The sequence below is a fragment of the Janthinobacterium agaricidamnosum genome (assembly GCF_003667705.1).
Classification (GTDB): domain Bacteria; phylum Pseudomonadota; class Gammaproteobacteria; order Burkholderiales; family Burkholderiaceae_D; genus Janthinobacterium.
This window is the reverse complement of sequence record NZ_CP033019.1, coordinates 390,782-408,544: the sequence shown is the minus strand read 5'-3', so window position 1 is coordinate 408,544 and position 17,763 is coordinate 390,782. Positions and strand designations below refer to the sequence as shown.

The window sequence follows — 17,763 nt, the reverse complement described above, 5'->3', positions numbered from 1 at the left end:
GTGGCGGCAGCGGCGTGCAATGGACGTGCCGCTTTGATTCCGCCGTGAATGGTGCACCGCTGGCGGTGCGCGTGGCTCAGGCGCCCGGCCCAAAGGGGATGCGCTGAAGGTGGCTGGCATCGCAGATGCGCTGGCCGTGAGACGCGGACGAGTGCTGGATATGAAACTTTAATGCAACCGCGTCTGCTGGCGCCGTCCGCAAGGATGGGGCAGGAGGCGCCGAGGCCGGCATTATAGCATCGGCGCCCCTGTCGCCCCCGTTTTATTGCGCCCTCTGTTGTTAAGTAACCCCCAATAAATTATTGTGATTTCTGACTTCCATAACCGGCGCTCTGCGGCGTTGCCCGCTGCTAGCAGTGCTCGCACTGCGTCACGGCTGGCGCCTTGCATAGCATCCGGTTCTGTTCGTCATAATTTCACAATAATTTCCTGAGGATTACTTAGTTCGCGGCCCGCCAGGCCGCCAAAACACTGAAAAAGGCCGCTTGCCACGCTGCAGGCGTTGCCGCGTCATCTATAATGGTTCCTTTTGCCAATCACACGCCAAATCATGGAATTAGCCAAGTCTTTCGAGCCCGCCGACATTGAACAATTCTGGCGCACCGAGTGGGAACAGCGCGGTTACTTTACCGCCACCCTCGATGCCGGAAAACCTTCCTTCAGCATCCAGTTGCCGCCGCCGAACGTCACCGGCACCTTGCACATGGGCCATGCGTTCAACCAGACCATCATGGATGGCCTGACCCGCTACCACCGCATGCTGGGCCACAACACGGCCTGGATTCCCGGCACCGACCACGCGGGCATCGCCACGCAAATCGTCGTGCAACGCCAGCTGGACGCGCAAAAGATTTCGCGCCATGACCTGGGCCGCGAGAAATTCGTGGAAAAAGTGTGGGAATGGAAAGAAAAATCGGGTTCCATCATCACCGGGCAGATGCGCCGCCTGGGCGCTTCGGCCGACTGGCAGCGCGAATACTTCACGATGGATGAACCGCGCTCGAAAGTCGTCACCGACGTCTTCGTGCGCCTGTTCGAGCAGGGCCTGATCTACCGCGGCAAGCGCCTCGTCAACTGGGACCCCGTGCTGGGCACGGCCGTGTCCGACCTGGAAGTGGTGTCGGAAGAAGAAGACGGCTCCATGTGGTACATCAAATACCCGCTGGCCGACGGCAGCGGTTTCCTGACGGTGGCCACCACGCGTCCTGAAACCATGCTGGGCGACGTGGCCGTGGCCGTCGATCCGACGGACGAGCGCTACACGGCGCTGGTGGGCAAGATGCTCAAACTGCCGCTGACGGACCGCGAAATCCCCATCATTGCCGACGAATACGTCGACAAGGAATTCGGCACCGGCTGCGTGAAGATCACCCCTGCGCACGACATGAACGATTACGCCGTGGGCCAGCGCCACAAACTGGCGCAGATCGTCATCCTGACCCTGGACGCGAAGATCACCGACGACGCGCCGGCCGCCTACCGCGGCATGGACCGTTTCGCCGCGCGCAAGCAGATCGTCGCCGACCTCGACGCGCAAGGCTTGCTGGAACAGGTCAAGCCGCATAAATTGATGGTGCCGCGCGGCGACCGCACGGGCGTCGTCATCGAGCCGATGCTGACGGATCAGTGGTTCGTCGCCATGAGCAAACCGGCCCCGGAAGGCACTTTCTTCCCGGGCAAGTCGATCGCCGAGACGGCGCTGGACAAGGTCGCCAATGGCGAAATCAAGTTCGTGCCGGAAAATTGGAGCACCACCTACAACCAGTGGCTCAACAACATCCAGGACTGGTGCATCTCGCGCCAGCTGTGGTGGGGCCATCAAATTCCGGCCTGGTACGACGACAAGGGCAATATCTTCGTTGCCAAGACAGAAGCGGAAGCCATCGCCAAGGCGCAGGCCGCCGGCAGCACGGGCCCCTTGAAACGCGACGACGACGTGCTCGACACGTGGTTCTCGTCGGCTCTCGTGCCGTTCTCGACCATGGGTTGGCCAGAAGAAACACCGGACATGAAGGCCTTCCTGCCGTCGTCCGTGCTGGTCACGGGTTTCGACATCATCTTCTTCTGGGTCGCGCGCATGGTCATGATGACGGCGCACTTCACGGGCAAGGTACCGTTTGAAACCGTCTACGTGCACGGCCTGGTGCGCGATTCGACGGGGCAGAAGATGTCCAAGTCGAAGGGCAATACCCTGGACCCGATCGACCTGATCGACGGCATCGACCTGGAAGGCTTGATCGTCAAGCGCACCACGGGCCTGATGAACCCGCGCGACGCGGAAAAGATCACCAAGGCGACACGCAAGGAATTCCCGGAAGGCATTTCCGCCTACGGCACGGACGCCGTGCGCTTCACCATGGCCAGCTATGCCTCGCTGGGCCGCAACATCAACTTCGACCTGGGCCGCTGCGAAGGCTACCGCAACTTCTGCAACAAGATGTGGAACGCCACCCGTTTCGTCATGATGAATACGGAAGGCAAGGATTGCACCCCGAACGATGTTGATCTGTCGCAAGCGGACAAGTGGATTATTTCCCTGCTGCAAAAGGCGGAACTAGACGTGGCCAAGGGCTTCGAAGACTTCCGTTTCGACAACATCGCCGCCACCATCTACAAATTCGTGTGGGACGAGTATTGCGACTGGTACCTGGAAGTAGCCAAGGTGCAAGTACAGCAAGGCACGGAAGGCCAGCAGCGCGCCACCCGCCATACCCTGCTGCGCGTGCTGGAAGTGGTGCTGCGCCTGGCCCATCCGATCATCCCCTTCGTCACGGAAGCGCTGTGGCAGACGGTGGCGCCGCTGGCCGGCAAGACCCTGAAAGCTGAGGGTGATTCGATCATGATGCAGCCGTATCCGATCGCTGACACCAGCAAGATCGACGAGTCGGCCGAAGCGTGGATGCAGCAGTTGAAGGCCTTGACGGATGCGACGCGCAACCTGCGCGGCGAAATGCAGATCTCGCCATCCGTGCGCGTGCCGCTGATCGTCGAAGCGGGCAATGCGGCGGAAAAGGCCGCGCTGGCGTCGTACGCACCGTACATCCAGTCGCTGGGCAAGCTGGCTGAAGTGCAGATCGTCGATGCGCTGCCGGACTCGCCAGCGGCCGTCGCCATCGTCGGCACCACCAAGCTGATGCTGAAAGTGGAAATCGACGTGGCAGCCGAACGCGAGCGCCTGTCGAAAGAAATGGCACGTCTTGAAGGCGAGATCAACAAAGCCAACGGCAAACTGTCGAACGAAAGTTTTGTCGCCCGCGCACCGGCTGAAGTGGTGGCGCAGGAAAAAGCCCGCGTCGCTAACTTCTCCGCGACGCTGGAAAAGATGCGCGAGCAGTTTGCCAAGTTGTCAGCATCCTAAGCAAACCCAAGCAATGTAGCAGTTGAAAAGCCGCCCTACCGGGCGGCTTTTTTTTGGCCATGCGCCTATGCTGTCATGGTTAGGCGTTAAATTTAGTAGAAAATAGTACGACCGGTCATTTATTTGTTACACTCGACAAACAAAAACCAATGAGGAGACTTACCATGAAATTTGCCGCATTTGCCATCAGCGCCATGCTGTGCGTCGCCCCTGCCCTCGCCTTGGCCGCAGATGTATCGCCGGTTGGCCTGTGGAAAAACATCGACGATGAGACTGGCAAGCCAAAGGCGCTGATACGCATCACGGAAAACAATGGCGTACTGCAAGGCCAGATTGAAAAGCTGTTCCGCGAGCCGAATGAAGACCAGAGCCCAAAGTGTGAAAAGTGCGAAGGTGCGCGCAAGGATCAGCCCGTTATCGGCATGGTGATCCTGACTGGCCTGAAAAAAGATGGTAACGAATTTACCGGCGGTGAAATCGTCGATCCCAAAAATGGCACTGTCTATAAAAGCAAAATCAGTCTGAGCGATGGCGGCAAGAAAATCAGCATGCGCGCTTACAAGGGCATACCGATGCTGGGCCGCACGCAAACTTGGCTGCGCGAAGAATAATCCCTCCCCTGCGCTATCGAAGCCGGCCGCTGCGCCGGCTTTTTTGTGTCTGTATTCCGCACACGGCCGTTGTTTTCCAGGCCGAATTGCTCGCGTTTGCGCCGTTTTCCTGCCAAAGGCAGGCTATGCGCGCCACCGAACATACTTGAAGTTTCCTAAATGAAATAGTGCATGCCTGTGACGCCATCGCCCGTAGCGAAAGGCGGCATGGCTCTGCCGGATGACCTCATCCGCGGATGCCCGGCAATGATTGCCATGCACAAAGGAACTATATGAATCTCTTCAAGCGATATCTGAACCCGCTGCTCGTCTCGGCAGGTTTGCTGGCCATGGCCGCCCTTGCCGGTTGCGGCGGCGGCGACCAGGGACGCGATCCCATCCTCGGCTTGCCGGGCGCCACCTTGTCCAGCCTGGCCGTCACGCCAGCCACGGCCACGGTCACCATCGGTGCGGGCCAGCAATTCACGGCCATCGCCACGTATAGCGACGGCTCGTCGCAAGACGTCAGCGCCAAGGCGGCCTGGGCGTCGGCCACACCGGCCAGCGCGACAGTCAATGCCGCCACAGGCTTGAGCACCGGCATCGCTGCCGGCAACAGCAGCATCAGCGCCGCGTTTGGCGGCAAGAGCGCAGCGGCCCAGTTGACCGTCACGCCAGCGACCTTGCTGGCTATCGCCGTCACGCCGCAAAGCCCCATCGTGCCCGTCGCCGCGACGCGCCAGCTGGCCGTCATTGCCACCTACTCGGACAACAGCACGGCTGACGTCACGGCCAGCAGCAGCTTCCTTGCCGTCACGCCCGCTTTCGCCACCGTCGCCAGCGGCGGCCTCGTCACCGGCGTTGCCTTTGGCACCAGCGTCATGAACGCCAGCTTCAACGGCAAGACGGCCAGCACCACCATCACCGTGCCGGCCACCAGCATCGTCAGCATTGCCGTCACGCCGGCCACCGCCAGCATCGCTGTCGGCGCCACGCAGCAATTCATTGCCACCGCCACTTATTCCGACAGCTCGAACGCCATCGTCACCAACAGCGCCGCCTGGACCTCGGGCACCGTTGCCAATGCCACGGTACTGAACACGGGCATCGCCACCGGTGTTGCCACCGGCACCAGCAGCATCACCGCCACGGCCGGCGGCCAGTCGGGCAGCGCGCTGCTGACCGTCACCGCTGTCGCCATCCCGCCCGTCCTGAACCCGATCTTCCTGGGCCGCGCGGCACCTTTCGGCGTGCTGGCAGGTACCTCGATCACGAACAATTCGGGCGGCACCACGCTGATCACGGGCGACGTCGGCTCACCTTCGCAAACGGTCGATCCGACCCAGGCGGCAGGCTTTACCAACTACAAGTCGGGCGCCATCCTGGCCGGCGCCATGACGGATTTGCAAGCGGCAATCACGGACGGCAACAGCCGTACGTGCGACGTCAGCTTTGCCGGCGGCATCGACCTCGGCGGCCAAACCTTCGGTCCCGGCGTGTATTGCTATGCGGGCGCCATCAGCATCACGGGCACCCTGACCCTGAACGGTCCTGGCGTGTACATCTTCCGTACGGCCCTGACCTTGAACTCGACCGTCAACTCGGTGGTTGCCCTGAACAATGGCGCCACGGCCGACAACGTCAGCTGGTTGCCCGTCGGCCCCACCACCCTGGCCGCCAACAGCGTCTTCAAGGGCAATATCCTGGGCCAGTCGGCCGCCATCACGGTGGGCGACAATACGACCCTGCTCAATGGCCGCGTGCTGACGGCCGCCGCCGTTACCCTGCGCAACAATCAGATCACCAAATAATCGGGACATGACCATGACTATCGCACACACACTGGGCGCCCTGAGCGTAATGGCCGGCGCCTTGCTGGCGGCCCAATCGGCGCAGGCGCAGGACAACACCTTCATCAACCCGGACTGGGCCAACAGCGCCTGGTACATCGGCGCGGGCGCGGGCCAGTCGCGCGCCACCATCGACGAGCCGCGCCTGCGCGCCAGCCTGGCCGCCAACGGCGAAACCGTCATCGGTTTCAGCAAGGACCAGCGCGACACCGGCTATAAACTGTTTGTCGGCCGCCAACTGAACCAGTATGTCGCCGTGGAAGCCGGTTACTTTGACCTGGGCAAGTTCGATTTCAAGTCGACCACCAGCGGCAACGGCGTACTGAACGGACAAGCGGCCTTTCGCGGCGTAAACCTGGACTTGTTGGGCCAGCTGCCGCTGTCGCAGCGCCTGTCGTTGCTGGGCCGTGTCGGCATGCACTACACCAAGACCAACACGGAATTCAGCGGCAACCGCCTGCTGGGTTCGAGCAATACCCATGCCAGCGAACGCAAGCTCAACGCCAAGCTGGGCCTGGGCCTCGAATACAAGTTCAGCGAAGCGCTGGCCCTGCGTGGCGAAGTCGAGCGTTATCGCCTGAACGACGCCGTCGGCAACCGCGGCGATGCGGACCTGTATTCCGTCAGCCTCGTGTATAAACTGGGCCGTCCGGCCAGCGCCACGCCCGCCTACCAGCCGGCGCCCGAAGTCGCCCCCGTCGTCGCCATGCCGGCACCGGTGATCGAGGCCAAGCCGGCGCCAGCCCCCGTGTCGGAAAAAGTGTCGTTTGCTTCCGAAGCGCTGTTTGATTTCGATCAATCGACGCTCAAGCCGCAAGGCAAGGCGGCACTGGACCAGCTGCTCGGTCAACTGACGGGCATGGACCTGGAAGTCATCGTCACAGTCGGCCATACGGATGCCGTCGGTCCGGATGCCTACAACCAGAAGCTCTCCTTGCGCCGCGCCGAAGCCGTCAAGGCTTATCTGGTGGCGCAGGGTGTCGAGACGAGCCGCGTCTACACGGAAGGCAAGGGAGAAACCCAGCCCGTGGCCGACAACACGAGTGCCGCCGGCCGCGCCAAGAACCGCCGCGTGACGGTGGAAGTCGTGGGCACGCGCAAAGTCATGCGTTAAGTTTTACGCGCACAAAAAACCGGCTTGCGCCGGTTTTTTTACGTCTGCGGCGCTGCCGGCTTGCGGTGATGCTTGCTCAGATGCCGGTCCAGGCTGTTGGCGAACTGTTGCCGGTCCGACTGGCTGAAGGCGGCCGGGCCGCCCGTGTCGACGCCGCCGCTGCGCAATTCTTCCATGAAGGCGCGCATCGTCAATTGCTGGGCGATATTGTCTTTCGTATAAAACTCGCCGCGCGGGTTCAGCGCGAAACCGCCCTTGGCCAGGACGTCGGCCGCCAGCGGGATGTCGCCCGTGATGACGAGGTCGCCGGGATTGAGCAGCCGCACGATTTCCTGGTCGGCCACGTCGGCGCCAGACGGCACTTGCACGGTGCGGATGAAACGCGAGGGCGGCACCCTCAAACCCTGGTTGGCGACCAGGGTGAGCGGCAACTCCAGGCGGTCGGCGACTCTGTACAAAATTTCCTTGATGACCACGGGACAGGCATCGGCGTCGATCCAGATCTGCATGCCCACGTTCGCTTGCTCACCCGCTTCCGCCATCACAGTTCCCACGCTTCGCCGCCCGGGCCCATGCGCGGCGCGCTGACGCCGAAGTGCAGGTAGGCGGCCGGCGTGGCGACACGGCCACGCGGCGTGCGCTGCAGGAAACCTTGCTGTATCAGGTAAGGTTCCAGCACGTCTTCGATGGTATCGGCCGCTTCGCCGATGGCGGCGGCCAGATTGCCGATGCCGACGGGGCCGCCGCCGAACTTGAACAGCACGGCTTCGAGCAATTTACGGTCCATCACGTCGAAACCGGCGGAATCGACGTCCAGCATGGCCAGCGCGCGGTCAGCCACCACCTTGGTGATCTCGCCATTGCTTTTGACTTCCGCGAAATCGCGCACGCGGCGCAGCAGGCGGTTGGCGATGCGGGGCGTGCCGCGCGCGCGCTGGGCGATTTCATGCGCGCCTTCCGGGTCGATCGGCGCTTTCAGCAGGGCCGCGCTGCGCGTGACGATCTTCGTCAATTCGCCCGTGTTGTAGAACTCCAGCCGGGCGACGATGCCGAAGCGGTCGCGCAGCGGATTGGTCAGCATGCCGGCGCGCGTGGTGGCGCCCACTAATGTAAACGGCTGCAGATCGAGCTTGACGGAACGGGCAGCCGGGCCTTCGCCGATCATGATGTCGATCTGATAATCCTCAAGGGCCGGATATAAAATCTCTTCGACGACGGGGGACAGGCGGTGGATTTCATCGATGAACAGGACGTCGTTCGCTTCCAGGTTCGTCAGGATTGCCGCCAGGTCGCCCGGGCGCTCGAGCACGGGGCCGGAGGTCTGGCGCAGATTGACGCCCATTTCGCGCGCGATGATGTGCGCCAGGGTCGTCTTGCCCAAGCCAGGCGGGCCGAACAGCAAGGTATGGTCGAGCGCTTCCTTGCGCTGGCGCGCGGCCGTAATAAAAATTTCCAGCTGGTCGCGGATCTTTTCCTGTCCCACGTACTCGTCGAGCTGCTTCGGGCGCAAGGCCCGTTCGATCGCCTCTTCGTTGTGCGAGATGGGCGCCGCGTCGATGATGCGCTGTTCCGTGAAGCTGTCGGTCTGGATGCTCATGCCCTATCAGCCTTTCGACAGCGCTTTCAGCGCCAGTTTGATGCCGTCCGACACGCCGCTGCCGGCCGGCACGTTTTTCACGGCGGCCAGCGCTTCCTTGTCGGAATAGCCGAGCGCGACCAGCGCATTGAGGATGTCCGATTGGGCATCGGGCGCCGCGTGCGCGCCGCCGGCGCCGATATCGGCCCCCAGCTTGCCCTTCAATTCCAGCAGCAGCCGTTCGGCCGTCTTCTTGCCGATGCCAGGCACTTTCACGAGGCGGCCGGAATCCTGCAGGGTGATCGCTTGCGCCAGGTCCGCGATCGTCATGCCGGACAGGATGGACAGCGCCATGCGCGCGCCCACGCCCGTGATCTTGATCAACTGGCGGAACACGGCCCGCTCGGCCGCATTGCCGAAGCCAAACAGCAAATGCGCATCCTCGCGGATGGCCTGGTGCGTGAACAGCACGACTTTTTCGCCCACGTGGGGCAGGTTGTAAAAGGTGCTCATCGGCACGTCGACTTCATAGCCGACGCCCTGGCAATCGACCAGCAATTGTGGCGGATTTTTTTCAAGCAAAATACCGGAGAGACGGCCTATCATCGCGTGTTCCTAATGTAAAATTTCAGAGTGCTGCTTTATCCAACGAGGCGGCCGCGCTTCATGCGCAAGCCCTGCAATTGCGGCGCCAGCGCGCCGAGCATGGCCAGCGCATCGATGCTGTTGGCGTGGCAAATGGCCACGCCCAGCGCATCGGCCGCATCCGTACCGGGCAAGCCGGGCAGCGACAGCAGCCGGGAAACCATGTCCTGCACCTGCTCCTTGGCCGCCTTGCCGTGGCCCGTGACGGCCTGTTTCACTTGCAGGGCCGTGTATTCGGCCACCGACAGGTCGGCGTGGACCAGCGCGCAAATGGCCGCGCCCCGTGCCTGGCCCAGCAGCAAGGTCGATTGGGGGTTGACGTTGACAAACACTTTTTCGATGGCCGCGCAATCGGGCTGGTAGGTGCCGACGATTTCGCTCACGCCCCGCAGGATGACCTTCAGGCGCGGCGGCAATTCCCCTTCGGAACCCGTCTTGACGGTGCCCGACGCGATATAGCGCAGCTTGTTGCCGTGTTTTTCAATGACCCCAAAGCCGGTCGTGCGCAGGCCAGGATCGATGCCAAGAATAATCATCGCCAGATTCTATAATGAATACGGCAGGCACCGGTGAATAACCAGTGCCTGCCGCTGAGTACCTTATCGAGAGCTGTAGGTCGGATTAGCGGTACGCGTAATCCGACATGCGTCGCCAACTGCGCTTGTCGGATTACGCGCGGCCTTCGGCCTCGCTAATCCGACCTACTCTCTTCACTATCAATGACGGAAGTGACGCGTTCCGGTATACAACATGACGACGCCGCGCTCGTCCGCCGCATCGATCACTTCCTGGTCGCGCATGGAGCCGCCCGGGTGGATCACGCAGGTCGCGCCTGCGTCGACGACGACGTCGAGGCCGTCGCGGAACGGGAAGAAGGCGTCCGACGCCACCACGGAACCGGTCAGCGACAAGCCCGCGTTTTGCGCCTTGATGGAAGCGATGCGGGCCGAGTCGATACGGCTCATCTGGCCTGCGCCCACTCCCAGGGTCATGTTATTGCCGCAGAAAACGATGGCGTTCGACTTGACGAATTTCGCCACTTTCCAGGCGAACATCAGGTCGGCCAGTTGCTGCGGCGTCGGCTGCAGCTTGCTGACCACGCGCAAGTCGCCGATGCCGACGTTTTTCGCGTCCGGCGATTGCACCAGCAAGCCGCCACCGACGCGCTTGAAGTCCATGGCGTGTACGCCGCTGCCCAGCGGGATTTCCAGCATGCGCACGTTTTGCTTGCTCGACAGAATTTGTTTCGCTTCGGCGGAGAACGACGGAGCGATCAGCACTTCCACGAACAGCTTGGCGATTTCGCCGGCGGTGGCGCCGTCGAGTTCGGTATTAAACGCGATGATGCCGCCGAATGCCGAGGTCGGGTCCGTCTGCAGGGCGCGCGCGTACGCTTCCGCTGCGTTCTTGCCCAGGGCCACGCCGCACGGGTTCGCATGCTTGACGATGACGCAGGCGGCGCTTTGCTCGAAGCCGCCCATGCTCTTCACGCATTCCCAGGCAGCATCGGCATCGGCGATGTTGTTGTACGACAATTCCTTGCCCTGCAACTGGCGGTAGTTGGCCAGCGCGCCATCGGTGGCGACGAGGTCGCGGTAGAAGGCGGCGCTCTGGTGCGGGTTCTCGCCGTAGCGCATGTCTTGCACTTTCTCAAATGCAACGTTGAGGATTTGCGGATAGGCGCCGCGCTCGGCGTGCACCTTCGTCGGGCCCAGGCTCGTCAGGTAGTTGGTGATGGCGCCGTCGTATTGCGCCGTGTGCGCAAAGACTTTTTTCGCCAGCATGAACTTGGTGTCATAGCTGACGTCGCCGGCCTGGCCATCGGCCGAGCGCATTTCCGCCAGCACCGCGTCGTAGTCGGTCGGGTCGCAGATGACGACCACATCCTTGTGGTTCTTGGCTGCCGAACGCAGCATGGTCGGGCCGCCGATATCGATGTTTTCGATCGCGTCTTCCAGCGTGCAATCAGCCTTGGCGACCGTGCCCTGGAACGGGTACAGGTTGACCACCACCATGTCGATGGTCGGCATGTCGTGCTCGACCAGTTTCGACATGTGCTCAGGGAAATCGCGGCGCGCCAGGATACCGCCGTGCACTTTCGGGTGCAGGGTCTTCACACGGCCATCGAGCATCTCCGGGAAACCCGTGTAATCGGCAACTTCCGTGACAGGAACACCGTTGTCTGCCAGCAATTTGGCGGTGCCGCCGGTGGACAGGAGGTTGACGCCGAGGGCGGACAGGGCGCGGGCGAAGTCGAGAACGCCGGTCTTGTCGGAAACGGAGAGGAGAGCTTGTTTGATCATGGCTGTGGCTAGGTGGTTAAGTGTTCTTGGCGAATGGCGCAGCAATCAGCTATCAGGCCGGGCCCGCTGCGGCGGATTCAAATCTTGGCGTCACTTGCATGCCGGCATTACAGCAAACCGTGCTCCTGCAATTTCTTGCGCAGGGTATTGCGGTTGATGCCCAGCATCTGCGCGGCGTGCGACTGGTTGCCATCGGCGCGTGTCATCACGACTTCCAGGATGGGCTTTTCCACGGTCAGCACGACCATGTCGTAGATATTCGATGCTTGCTGTTCGCCCAGGTCATTGAAGTAATCTTCTAGACTTTTCTGTACGACTTCCTGAATGCTTTCTTTGCTCATTTTTATGCTTCAACCGGCTGAACACCTGGCCATCCGGCGCCGCGCCGCTCATGCGGTCCGCGTGCTGCCCTCTTGCCTCGGTGTTGTAATTAATATTGCATGACGCTCTGTATAGGCGTTCGCCCTTGTACTGCTGCTAACTGATTTACCCTGCTTGTTGCTATCTGCTCATGCTGCCGTGGCCGCAGGTTTGATCGTATCGATCAGGCCACTTTCACTGGATTCGGCGAGGCGGTATTGTAACCGTTCGCCAAATTTCCATTGCGACTCAAAAAATTGATCGACGGCCAGCAACTGCGCATCCGTCGACTCCAGCAAGTTCATTTCCTGACGGAACGCTTCGCCGCCTTCCAGATCCTTGACGTACCAGCCGATGTGCTTGCGCGCCGTGCGCACGCCGAGGAACTCGCCATAAAACGCATAATGGGCGCGCAAATGCTCGTCCATCAAGGTCCGCACTTCATCCACGTACGGCGCCGGCAACAAGGTGCCGGTGCGCAGGAAATGGTCGATCTCGCGGCAAATCCACGGCCGGCCCTGTGCCGCGCGGCCGATCATGACGGCATCGGCGCCCGTTTGATCCAGCACAAAACGGGCCTTTTCCGGACTGGTAATGTCGCCGTTGGCCACCACGGGAATGCCCACCGATGCTTTCACGGCGGCAATCGTTTCATATTCGGCATCGCCCTTGTAGCCATCGGCACGCGTACGGCCGTGCAGGGTCAGCATCTGGATGCCCGCTTGCTCGGCAATGCGGGCGATGGTCAGGGCATTCTTGTTGGAACGGTTCCAGCCCGTGCGAAATTTCAGGGTGACCGGCACGTCGACGGCATTGACGACGGCGTGCAGGATCTTTTCGACCAGGCTTTCATCTTGCAGCAGGGCCGAACCGCACCAGCTGTTGCACACCTTTTTGACGGGGCAGCCCATGTTGATGTCGATGATCTGCGCGCCTCGGTCCACATTGAACCTGGCGCAGTCGGCCAGGTCCTGCGGATCGGCGCCGGCGATCTGCACGGCTTTCGGCTCCATTTCGCCGTCGTGATCCGTGCGGCGCGCGCTTTTTTCCGTTGCCCACAGGCGCGGATTCGACGCCGCCATCTCCGACACGGCATAGCCGGCACCCAGCTGCTTGCACAACTGGCGGAAAGGCCGATCCGTCACGCCCGCCATGGGAGCGACGAAAACATTGTTGCGCAGAATGTGAGGGCCGATTTGCACTGAAGAACCTGGAATGGACGGAGGAACCTGCTATTTTAACCGATTCCCTGCCTATTTAATAAGCACTATTTTTTTGGATCAGTGCGTCAGAGTGAGGATGGCGCCGTCGCTTAGGGCACTCTTACCCCAGCTCGTCCATCGCGGGCGCGCTCAGGTGCTCGATATTTCCCCAGTGCACTAAATGCAGCTTGCCGTCCGCATACGAGAAGCGGTTGACGCTGGCATTTTTGACCTGGAAGTCGCGCGGACTGTCGAGCGTCATGCCGACCGCCTCGCGGTAAGCGCACTCGAGCACGCCGCCGTGCGCCACGATGGCGATCGTCTGGCCGTCATAGCGTTCGGCCCAGCGGGCGATGGCGCCATTCGCGCGTGCGTAAAACTGGCGGAAGCTCTCCGCGTCGCGCTCGCCCGACGGCATCACGGCGTCGATCTGGCGCGATTGCCATTGCGCATACTCGTGCGGATAACGCGCGGCGATGTCCGCATACAGCAAGCCTTCGAAAGCGCCATAGCAGCGCTCGCGCAGCAAGGTATCCGTCTGCACGGGCAGCTTGTTCACGTCGGCCACGGCTTGCGCCGTCTGCTGCGCGCGCTGCAGATCGCTGGCGATGATGGCGGCCAGTGCTTCGTCGGCCAGCGCCTGCCCCAGCGCGGCCGCTTGCGCCAGGCCCGCCTCGTTCAAGGCGATGTCGATATGGCCCTGCAGGCGGCGGCCCGCATTCCAGGCCGTCTCGCCATGGCGTATCAATAAAATCGTGGTGCTCATGCGTTATTTCTTCAGAGTAAGTGCCAACTCGGGATTGAGCGAATAGGCGACGACGAGCTGGGCTTCGTCGAGGATGTGGCCGTAGAGCGCGGCATGGGCTTGCTGTCCCGTGAAACGCTCAGGCAAAGCCAGCTGCGGCACGTCGAGCGCATACAGGCGGAAAATATAGTGGTGGATGCGCTCGTCATTCCACGGCGGGCACGGGCCATCATAGCCGTAATAATCGCCGGCCATGGCGGCATCGCCGGCAAACCAGCCCGTGTAGTCGTTGATGCCCTGGCGCAGTCCAGTACCTGCAGCCTTGCCGCGCGGCGTGATGCCGCTGGAAAATTCGCCGGCGGCAATAGAACGCATGGCGGGCGGCAAGTCGAGCAAACTCCAGTGATAAAAGTCGCCGCGCAGCGCCGTCAGCGGCAGGGACTGGTCGTCGCGGTTGGCCAGGCGGGCGTCTTGCGGCGCATCGGAATCGATGCAGAACAGGGCCAGCGACTCGGTGCCGTTGGGCACCTCGTCCCAGGCCAGATGGGGATTGCGGTTGCCGGCGAGGCGCACGCGGCTGGCCGGATCGATCTCGGCAAAGGCATAGTCGGCCGGCATCAGGCCGCCATCACGAAACGTCTCGCTCCACAATTTCATCGCTTGCTCCTCTTTATAGTTATTGTTTGACGCTTATTTAGCGTTCACCTGCAGCCAGAATGTGACAGGTCCGTCATTGGTGAGCGACACCTGCATGTCGGCACCGAACTGCCCCGTTTGCACGGTCGCATGGCGGCTGCGCGCCTGATCCACGAAATGCGTGAACAGGCGCAAGCCGTCCTGCGGCGCGGCCGCCGGCGTAAACGACGGGCGCGTGCCGGACTTGGTATCGGCCGCCAGGGTGAACTGCGGCACCAGCAGCAAGCCGCCGGCCACGTCCGTCACGCTGCGGTTCATCTTGCCCGCTTCGTCGGCAAACACGCGATAGCCGAGCAGTTTGGTCAGCAGGGCGTCCGCTTCCTTTTCCGTATCGCCCCGCTCCGCGCACACGAGCACCATCAGGCCGGCGTCGATGGCGCCGACGGTGGCGCCGCCGACGTCGACTTTCGCCTGCGTGACTCTCTGCAGCAGCGCGATCATGCCGTCAAGGTGACGCGCGCGAAACTGCGCTTGCCAACTTGCAACACGAATTCGCCGGCCGCCACTTGCAGGCCCTTGTCGCTGATGACGGTGCCGTCGATACGCACGCCGCCCTGGTCGATCTTGCGCATGGCTTCCGATGTCGACGGGCACAGGCCCGCCTGTTTCAGCAATTGCGGAATGCCCAGCGGGGCGCCGGCCAGGGTTACTGCCGGGATATCCTCAGGAATGCCGCCCTTCGAGCGGTTGACGAAGTCGGCCAGCGCATCTTCGGCCGCCTGCTGCGAGTGGAAACGGGCGACGATTTCTTGCGCCAGCGCAACCTTGGCGTCGCGCGGATTGCGCCCTTCCTCGACTTCGCGCTTCAGCTGGGCCAGTTCGGCGATCGAGCGCCACGACAGCAGCTCGTAGTAGCGCCACATCATGACGTCGGAAATGCTCATCAGCTTGGCGAACATGGTGTTGCCCGGTTCCGTGATGCCGATGTAGTTATTCTTCGACTTGGACATTTTTTCCACGCCGTCCAAACCTTCCAGCAGCGGCATGGTCAAAATACACTGCTGCTCCTGTCCGTACTGCTTTTGCAGTTCGCGGCCCACCAGCAGGTTGAACTTCTGGTCCGTGCCGCCCAGTTCCAGGTCCGATTTCAGGGCCACCGAGTCGTAGCCTTGCATCAGCGGGTACAGGAATTCATGCACGGAAATCGGAATGCCGCCCTGGAAGCGCTTGGTGAAGTCGTCGCGCTCGATCATGCGCGCCACCGTGTAGTGGGAAGCGAGCTGGATGATGCCGCGCGCGCCCAGCGGATCGCACCACTCGGAGTTATAGCGGATTTCCGTCTTGCTGGCATCCAGCACTAAAGATGCTTGCGCGAAATACGTCATCGCGTTAATCTCGATCTGTTCCTTGGTCAGCGGCGGGCGCGTGACGTTGCGGCCCGAAGGGTCGCCGATCATGGAAGTAAAATCGCCGATGAGGAAAATGACTTGATGGCCGAGGTTTTGCAGCTGGCGCATCTTGTTCAGCACGACAGTGTGGCCCAGATGCAAGTCGGGTGCAGTCGGGTCCAGGCCCAGTTTGATGCGCAGTGGAACACCAGTTTTCTCGGAGCGCGCTAATTTTTGCGCAAATTCGCTTTCGATCAAGAGTTCGTCGACGCCACGCTTGGTAATCGCGAGGGCTTCTTGTACTCTGTCCGACAGTGGAAGCGCGGTCTGAGCGGCGTTAGCCTTTGTAGGCGATGCGGTGGTGTTGATTTCCATAAAATTTGACTATAAATCTCAAAATGGTGGTAGGTTTGCGGAGTTTGCTATAATGCTCGATCCCATCAATCTTGCCGTATGAAAACGAACCAAAATAACAATAACAAAGAGCACTAGTTCAGGTATCGTTCAAGGGCAAATTTTAACTGATTGCATGAACCCTATACATAAAATCACAGGCTCAAGCTTGTACACACAGCTGACGACGACACGCAAGGCGCGCATTATTGGCGCATCCGCGGTGCTGCTCGCCGTGGCCGCCTTCGGCGCGGTCGCTGTGTCGCCCATGGCGCCCGACGCATCGGACTTGCCGGTCACGTCCATCGCCCAGAACCTGGAAATGCCTGATCTCGCCTCGCAAATTTCCGCGATGGAACAGGTAGACCAGAATTTCACCCACGAAGAAAAAGTCCGCGCTGGCGATACCCTCGCCACCCTGCTGACCCGTCTCGGCGTGGATGATCCGGCGGCGGCCAATTTCATCAAAACCGACAAGATCGCGCGCGGCGTGATGTTGCTGAAATCAGGCAAGCGCGTGCAAGCGCAAACGACCGAAAACGGCGACCTCAACTGGATGCGCGCCACCCTCGTTGACGGCACCGACAAATCGGTCAAGAACATCCTGATCACCCGCAAGGGCGACAAGTTCGTGGCCACGGAAGTGGCAGCCCAGCTGGAACGCCGCGTTGAAATGCACGCGCGCAAGATCACTTCCACCCTGTTCGCCGCCACCGACTCCAGCTTGGACGGTACCCGCCTGCCAGACTCGATTTCCGCGCAAATCGTGGAAATGTTCTCCACCAATATCGACTTCCGTTCCGACCTGAAACGCGGCGACTCGTTTAATGTGGTCTACGAAACATTCTGGCAAGATGGCGAATTTGTCCGAGCGGGCCGCATCCTGGCCGGTGAATTCACCAACCGCGGCACGACTTACCAGTCCGTTTGGTTCGAAGACCCAGCCAGCAAGCAAGGCGGCGGTTACTACAGCTTCGACGGCAAGTCCCTCAAAAAAGCCTTCCTGAAATCCCCCCTCGAATTTTCCCGCATCTCGTCCGGCTTCTCCATGCGCGTGCACCCGATTTCCGGCAACTGGAAAGCACACAAGGGCATCGATTTCGCCGCAGCAACGGGTACCCCTATCCGCGCTTCCGGTGACGGCGTGGTCGATTCCGTCGGCAGCCAGAACGGCTACGGTAATGTTGTTGTTCTGAAACACTGGGCCAACTACAGCACCGCCTACGCCCACATGAGCCGCTTCGCTTCGGGCCTGAAAAAAGGTCAAAAAGTCAGCCAGGGCGATGTGATCGGCTACGTCGGCACCACCGGCTGGTCCACGGGCGCCCATTTGCACTATGAATTCCGTGTCGGCGGCGTGGCACAAGATCCAAGCAAGCTGAACGTACAAGCCCAGGCGCCATTGACGGCCGCCGAGCTGAGCCGCTTCCGCATGGTCTCCGCCGACATGATGCACCGCTTCACCCTGCTGCGTCCGAACGACACGGCACTGGCGTCGCGTTAAACGACATTCCAACACTGCCTTCGGGCAACCCATAAAGGCACCGCCCATGCAGATGGCCGGTGCCTTTGTTTTTTCCCGCGTGCACACGGCACAAATGCG

At 61.4% G+C, this 17,763-nt stretch carries 16 protein-coding genes; 5 read left to right on the top strand and 11 right to left on the bottom strand.

Annotated elements, in window-relative coordinates; translation table 11 throughout:
• Positions 1-550: 550 nt before the first annotated feature.
• The 4 genes from D9M09_RS01910 (at position 551) to D9M09_RS01895 (ending at position 6,912) form a co-directional block, all read left to right on the top strand.
• Positions 551-3,358 carry a valine--tRNA ligase gene (locus D9M09_RS01910; RefSeq protein WP_121668452.1) on the top strand — a complete coding sequence of 936 codons (2,808 nt, stop codon included), beginning with the start codon at positions 551-553 and terminating at the stop codon, positions 3,356-3,358.
• Positions 3,359-3,522: 164 nt separating this feature from the next.
• Positions 3,523-3,969, top strand: coding sequence for a DUF2147 domain-containing protein (locus tag D9M09_RS01905; RefSeq protein ID WP_121668451.1), 447 nt, complete (start codon positions 3,523-3,525; stop codon positions 3,967-3,969).
• Positions 3,970-4,241: 272 nt separating this feature from the next.
• Positions 4,242-5,759: an ice-binding family protein gene (locus D9M09_RS29880; RefSeq protein ID WP_121668450.1), complete on the top strand. Its 1,518-nt coding sequence runs from the start codon at positions 4,242-4,244 to the stop codon at positions 5,757-5,759.
• 13 nt (positions 5,760-5,772) lie between these two features.
• Positions 5,773-6,912: an OmpA family protein gene (locus D9M09_RS01895; protein WP_121670934.1), complete on the top strand. Its 1,140-nt coding sequence runs from the start codon at positions 5,773-5,775 to the stop codon at positions 6,910-6,912.
• Positions 6,913-6,950: 38 nt separating this feature from the next.
• Here the strand turns inward: D9M09_RS01895 and D9M09_RS01890 are convergent, their stop codons facing one another.
• The 11 genes from D9M09_RS01890 to tyrS all read right to left on the bottom strand — a co-directional run bounded on the left by D9M09_RS01890 (position 6,951) and on the right by tyrS (position 16,142).
• Positions 6,951-7,421 carry a YaiI/YqxD family protein gene (locus tag D9M09_RS01890; protein WP_070312433.1) on the bottom strand — a complete coding sequence of 157 codons (471 nt, stop codon included), beginning with the start codon at positions 7,419-7,421 and terminating at the stop codon, positions 6,951-6,953.
• A gap of 32 nt (positions 7,422-7,453) precedes the next feature.
• Positions 7,454-8,509, bottom strand: a complete 1,056-nt coding sequence (gene ruvB, locus D9M09_RS01885) for a Holliday junction branch migration DNA helicase RuvB (protein ID WP_034749202.1) — start codon at positions 8,507-8,509, stop codon at positions 7,454-7,456.
• Positions 8,510-8,515: 6 nt separating this feature from the next.
• Positions 8,516-9,094 (bottom strand): Holliday junction branch migration protein RuvA, encoded by a 579-nt coding sequence (ruvA, locus tag D9M09_RS01880; RefSeq protein ID WP_070222695.1) that lies wholly within the window; start codon positions 9,092-9,094, stop codon positions 8,516-8,518.
• Between the two features lie 35 nt (positions 9,095-9,129).
• Positions 9,130-9,669, bottom strand: a complete 540-nt coding sequence (gene ruvC, locus D9M09_RS01875) for a crossover junction endodeoxyribonuclease RuvC (RefSeq protein WP_121668449.1) — start codon at positions 9,667-9,669, stop codon at positions 9,130-9,132.
• Between the two features lie 180 nt (positions 9,670-9,849).
• Positions 9,850-11,436, bottom strand: coding sequence for a bifunctional phosphoribosylaminoimidazolecarboxamide formyltransferase/IMP cyclohydrolase (purH, locus tag D9M09_RS01870; protein ID WP_070290015.1), 1,587 nt, complete (start codon positions 11,434-11,436; stop codon positions 9,850-9,852).
• Positions 11,437-11,543: 107 nt separating this feature from the next.
• On the bottom strand, positions 11,544-11,777 hold the full coding sequence (locus D9M09_RS01865) for a helix-turn-helix domain-containing protein (protein WP_008445162.1): 234 nt from the start codon (positions 11,775-11,777) through the stop codon (positions 11,544-11,546).
• Between the two features lie 168 nt (positions 11,778-11,945).
• Positions 11,946-12,998 (bottom strand): tRNA dihydrouridine synthase DusB, encoded by a 1,053-nt coding sequence (gene dusB, locus D9M09_RS01860; protein ID WP_071653823.1) that lies wholly within the window; start codon positions 12,996-12,998, stop codon positions 11,946-11,948.
• Between the two features lie 121 nt (positions 12,999-13,119).
• A complete protein-coding gene (locus tag D9M09_RS01855) occupies positions 13,120-13,764 on the bottom strand; it encodes a histidine phosphatase family protein (protein WP_121668448.1) in 645 nt (214 codons plus the stop codon).
• A gap of 3 nt (positions 13,765-13,767) precedes the next feature.
• The gene (locus tag D9M09_RS01850; protein ID WP_121668447.1) at positions 13,768-14,400 is read right to left on the bottom strand and encodes a YbhB/YbcL family Raf kinase inhibitor-like protein; all 633 of its coding nucleotides are present in this window, start codon (positions 14,398-14,400) and stop codon (positions 13,768-13,770) included.
• Between the two features lie 33 nt (positions 14,401-14,433).
• Positions 14,434-14,880 (bottom strand): D-aminoacyl-tRNA deacylase, encoded by a 447-nt coding sequence (gene dtd, locus D9M09_RS01845; protein WP_121668446.1) that lies wholly within the window; start codon positions 14,878-14,880, stop codon positions 14,434-14,436.
• Positions 14,877-16,142, bottom strand: a complete 1,266-nt coding sequence (tyrS, locus tag D9M09_RS01840) for a tyrosine--tRNA ligase (protein ID WP_121668445.1) — start codon at positions 16,140-16,142, stop codon at positions 14,877-14,879. Before tyrS ends, dtd begins: the two co-directional genes overlap by 4 nt.
• A 154-nt stretch (positions 16,143-16,296) precedes the next feature.
• Here tyrS and D9M09_RS01835 point away from each other — a divergent pair, with 154 nt between their 5' ends.
• The gene (locus D9M09_RS01835) at positions 16,297-17,664 is read left to right on the top strand and encodes a M23 family metallopeptidase (RefSeq protein WP_121668444.1); all 1,368 of its coding nucleotides are present in this window, start codon (positions 16,297-16,299) and stop codon (positions 17,662-17,664) included.
• Positions 17,665-17,763 lie beyond the last annotated feature (99 nt).

Coding starts and splice junctions, on each gene's coding strand:
- D9M09_RS01910 (WP_121668452.1), top strand. CDS start 551: ATGGAATTAGCCAAGTCTTTCGAGCCCGCCGACATTGAACAATTCTGG.
- D9M09_RS01905 (WP_121668451.1), top strand. CDS start 3,523: ATGAAATTTGCCGCATTTGCCATCAGCGCCATGCTGTGCGTCGCCCCT.
- D9M09_RS29880 (WP_121668450.1), top strand. CDS start 4,242: ATGAATCTCTTCAAGCGATATCTGAACCCGCTGCTCGTCTCGGCAGGT.
- D9M09_RS01895 (WP_121670934.1), top strand. CDS start 5,773: ATGACTATCGCACACACACTGGGCGCCCTGAGCGTAATGGCCGGCGCC.
- D9M09_RS01890 (WP_070312433.1), bottom strand. CDS start 7,421: ATGCAGATCTGGATCGACGCCGATGCCTGTCCCGTGGTCATCAAGGAA.
- ruvB (WP_034749202.1), bottom strand. CDS start 8,509: ATGAGCATCCAGACCGACAGCTTCACGGAACAGCGCATCATCGACGCG.
- ruvA (WP_070222695.1), bottom strand. CDS start 9,094: ATGATAGGCCGTCTCTCCGGTATTTTGCTTGAAAAAAATCCGCCACAA.
- ruvC (WP_121668449.1), bottom strand. CDS start 9,669: ATGATTATTCTTGGCATCGATCCTGGCCTGCGCACGACCGGCTTTGGG.
- purH (WP_070290015.1), bottom strand. CDS start 11,436: ATGATCAAACAAGCTCTCCTCTCCGTTTCCGACAAGACCGGCGTTCTC.
- D9M09_RS01865 (WP_008445162.1), bottom strand. CDS start 11,777: ATGAGCAAAGAAAGCATTCAGGAAGTCGTACAGAAAAGTCTAGAAGAT.
- D9M09_RS01855 (WP_121668448.1), bottom strand. CDS start 13,764: ATGAGCACCACGATTTTATTGATACGCCATGGCGAGACGGCCTGGAAT.
- D9M09_RS01850 (WP_121668447.1), bottom strand. CDS start 14,400: ATGAAATTGTGGAGCGAGACGTTTCGTGATGGCGGCCTGATGCCGGCC.
- dtd (WP_121668446.1), bottom strand. CDS start 14,880: ATGATCGCGCTGCTGCAGAGAGTCACGCAGGCGAAAGTCGACGTCGGC.
- tyrS (WP_121668445.1), bottom strand. CDS start 16,142: ATGGAAATCAACACCACCGCATCGCCTACAAAGGCTAACGCCGCTCAG.
- D9M09_RS01835 (WP_121668444.1), top strand. CDS start 16,297: ATGAACCCTATACATAAAATCACAGGCTCAAGCTTGTACACACAGCTG.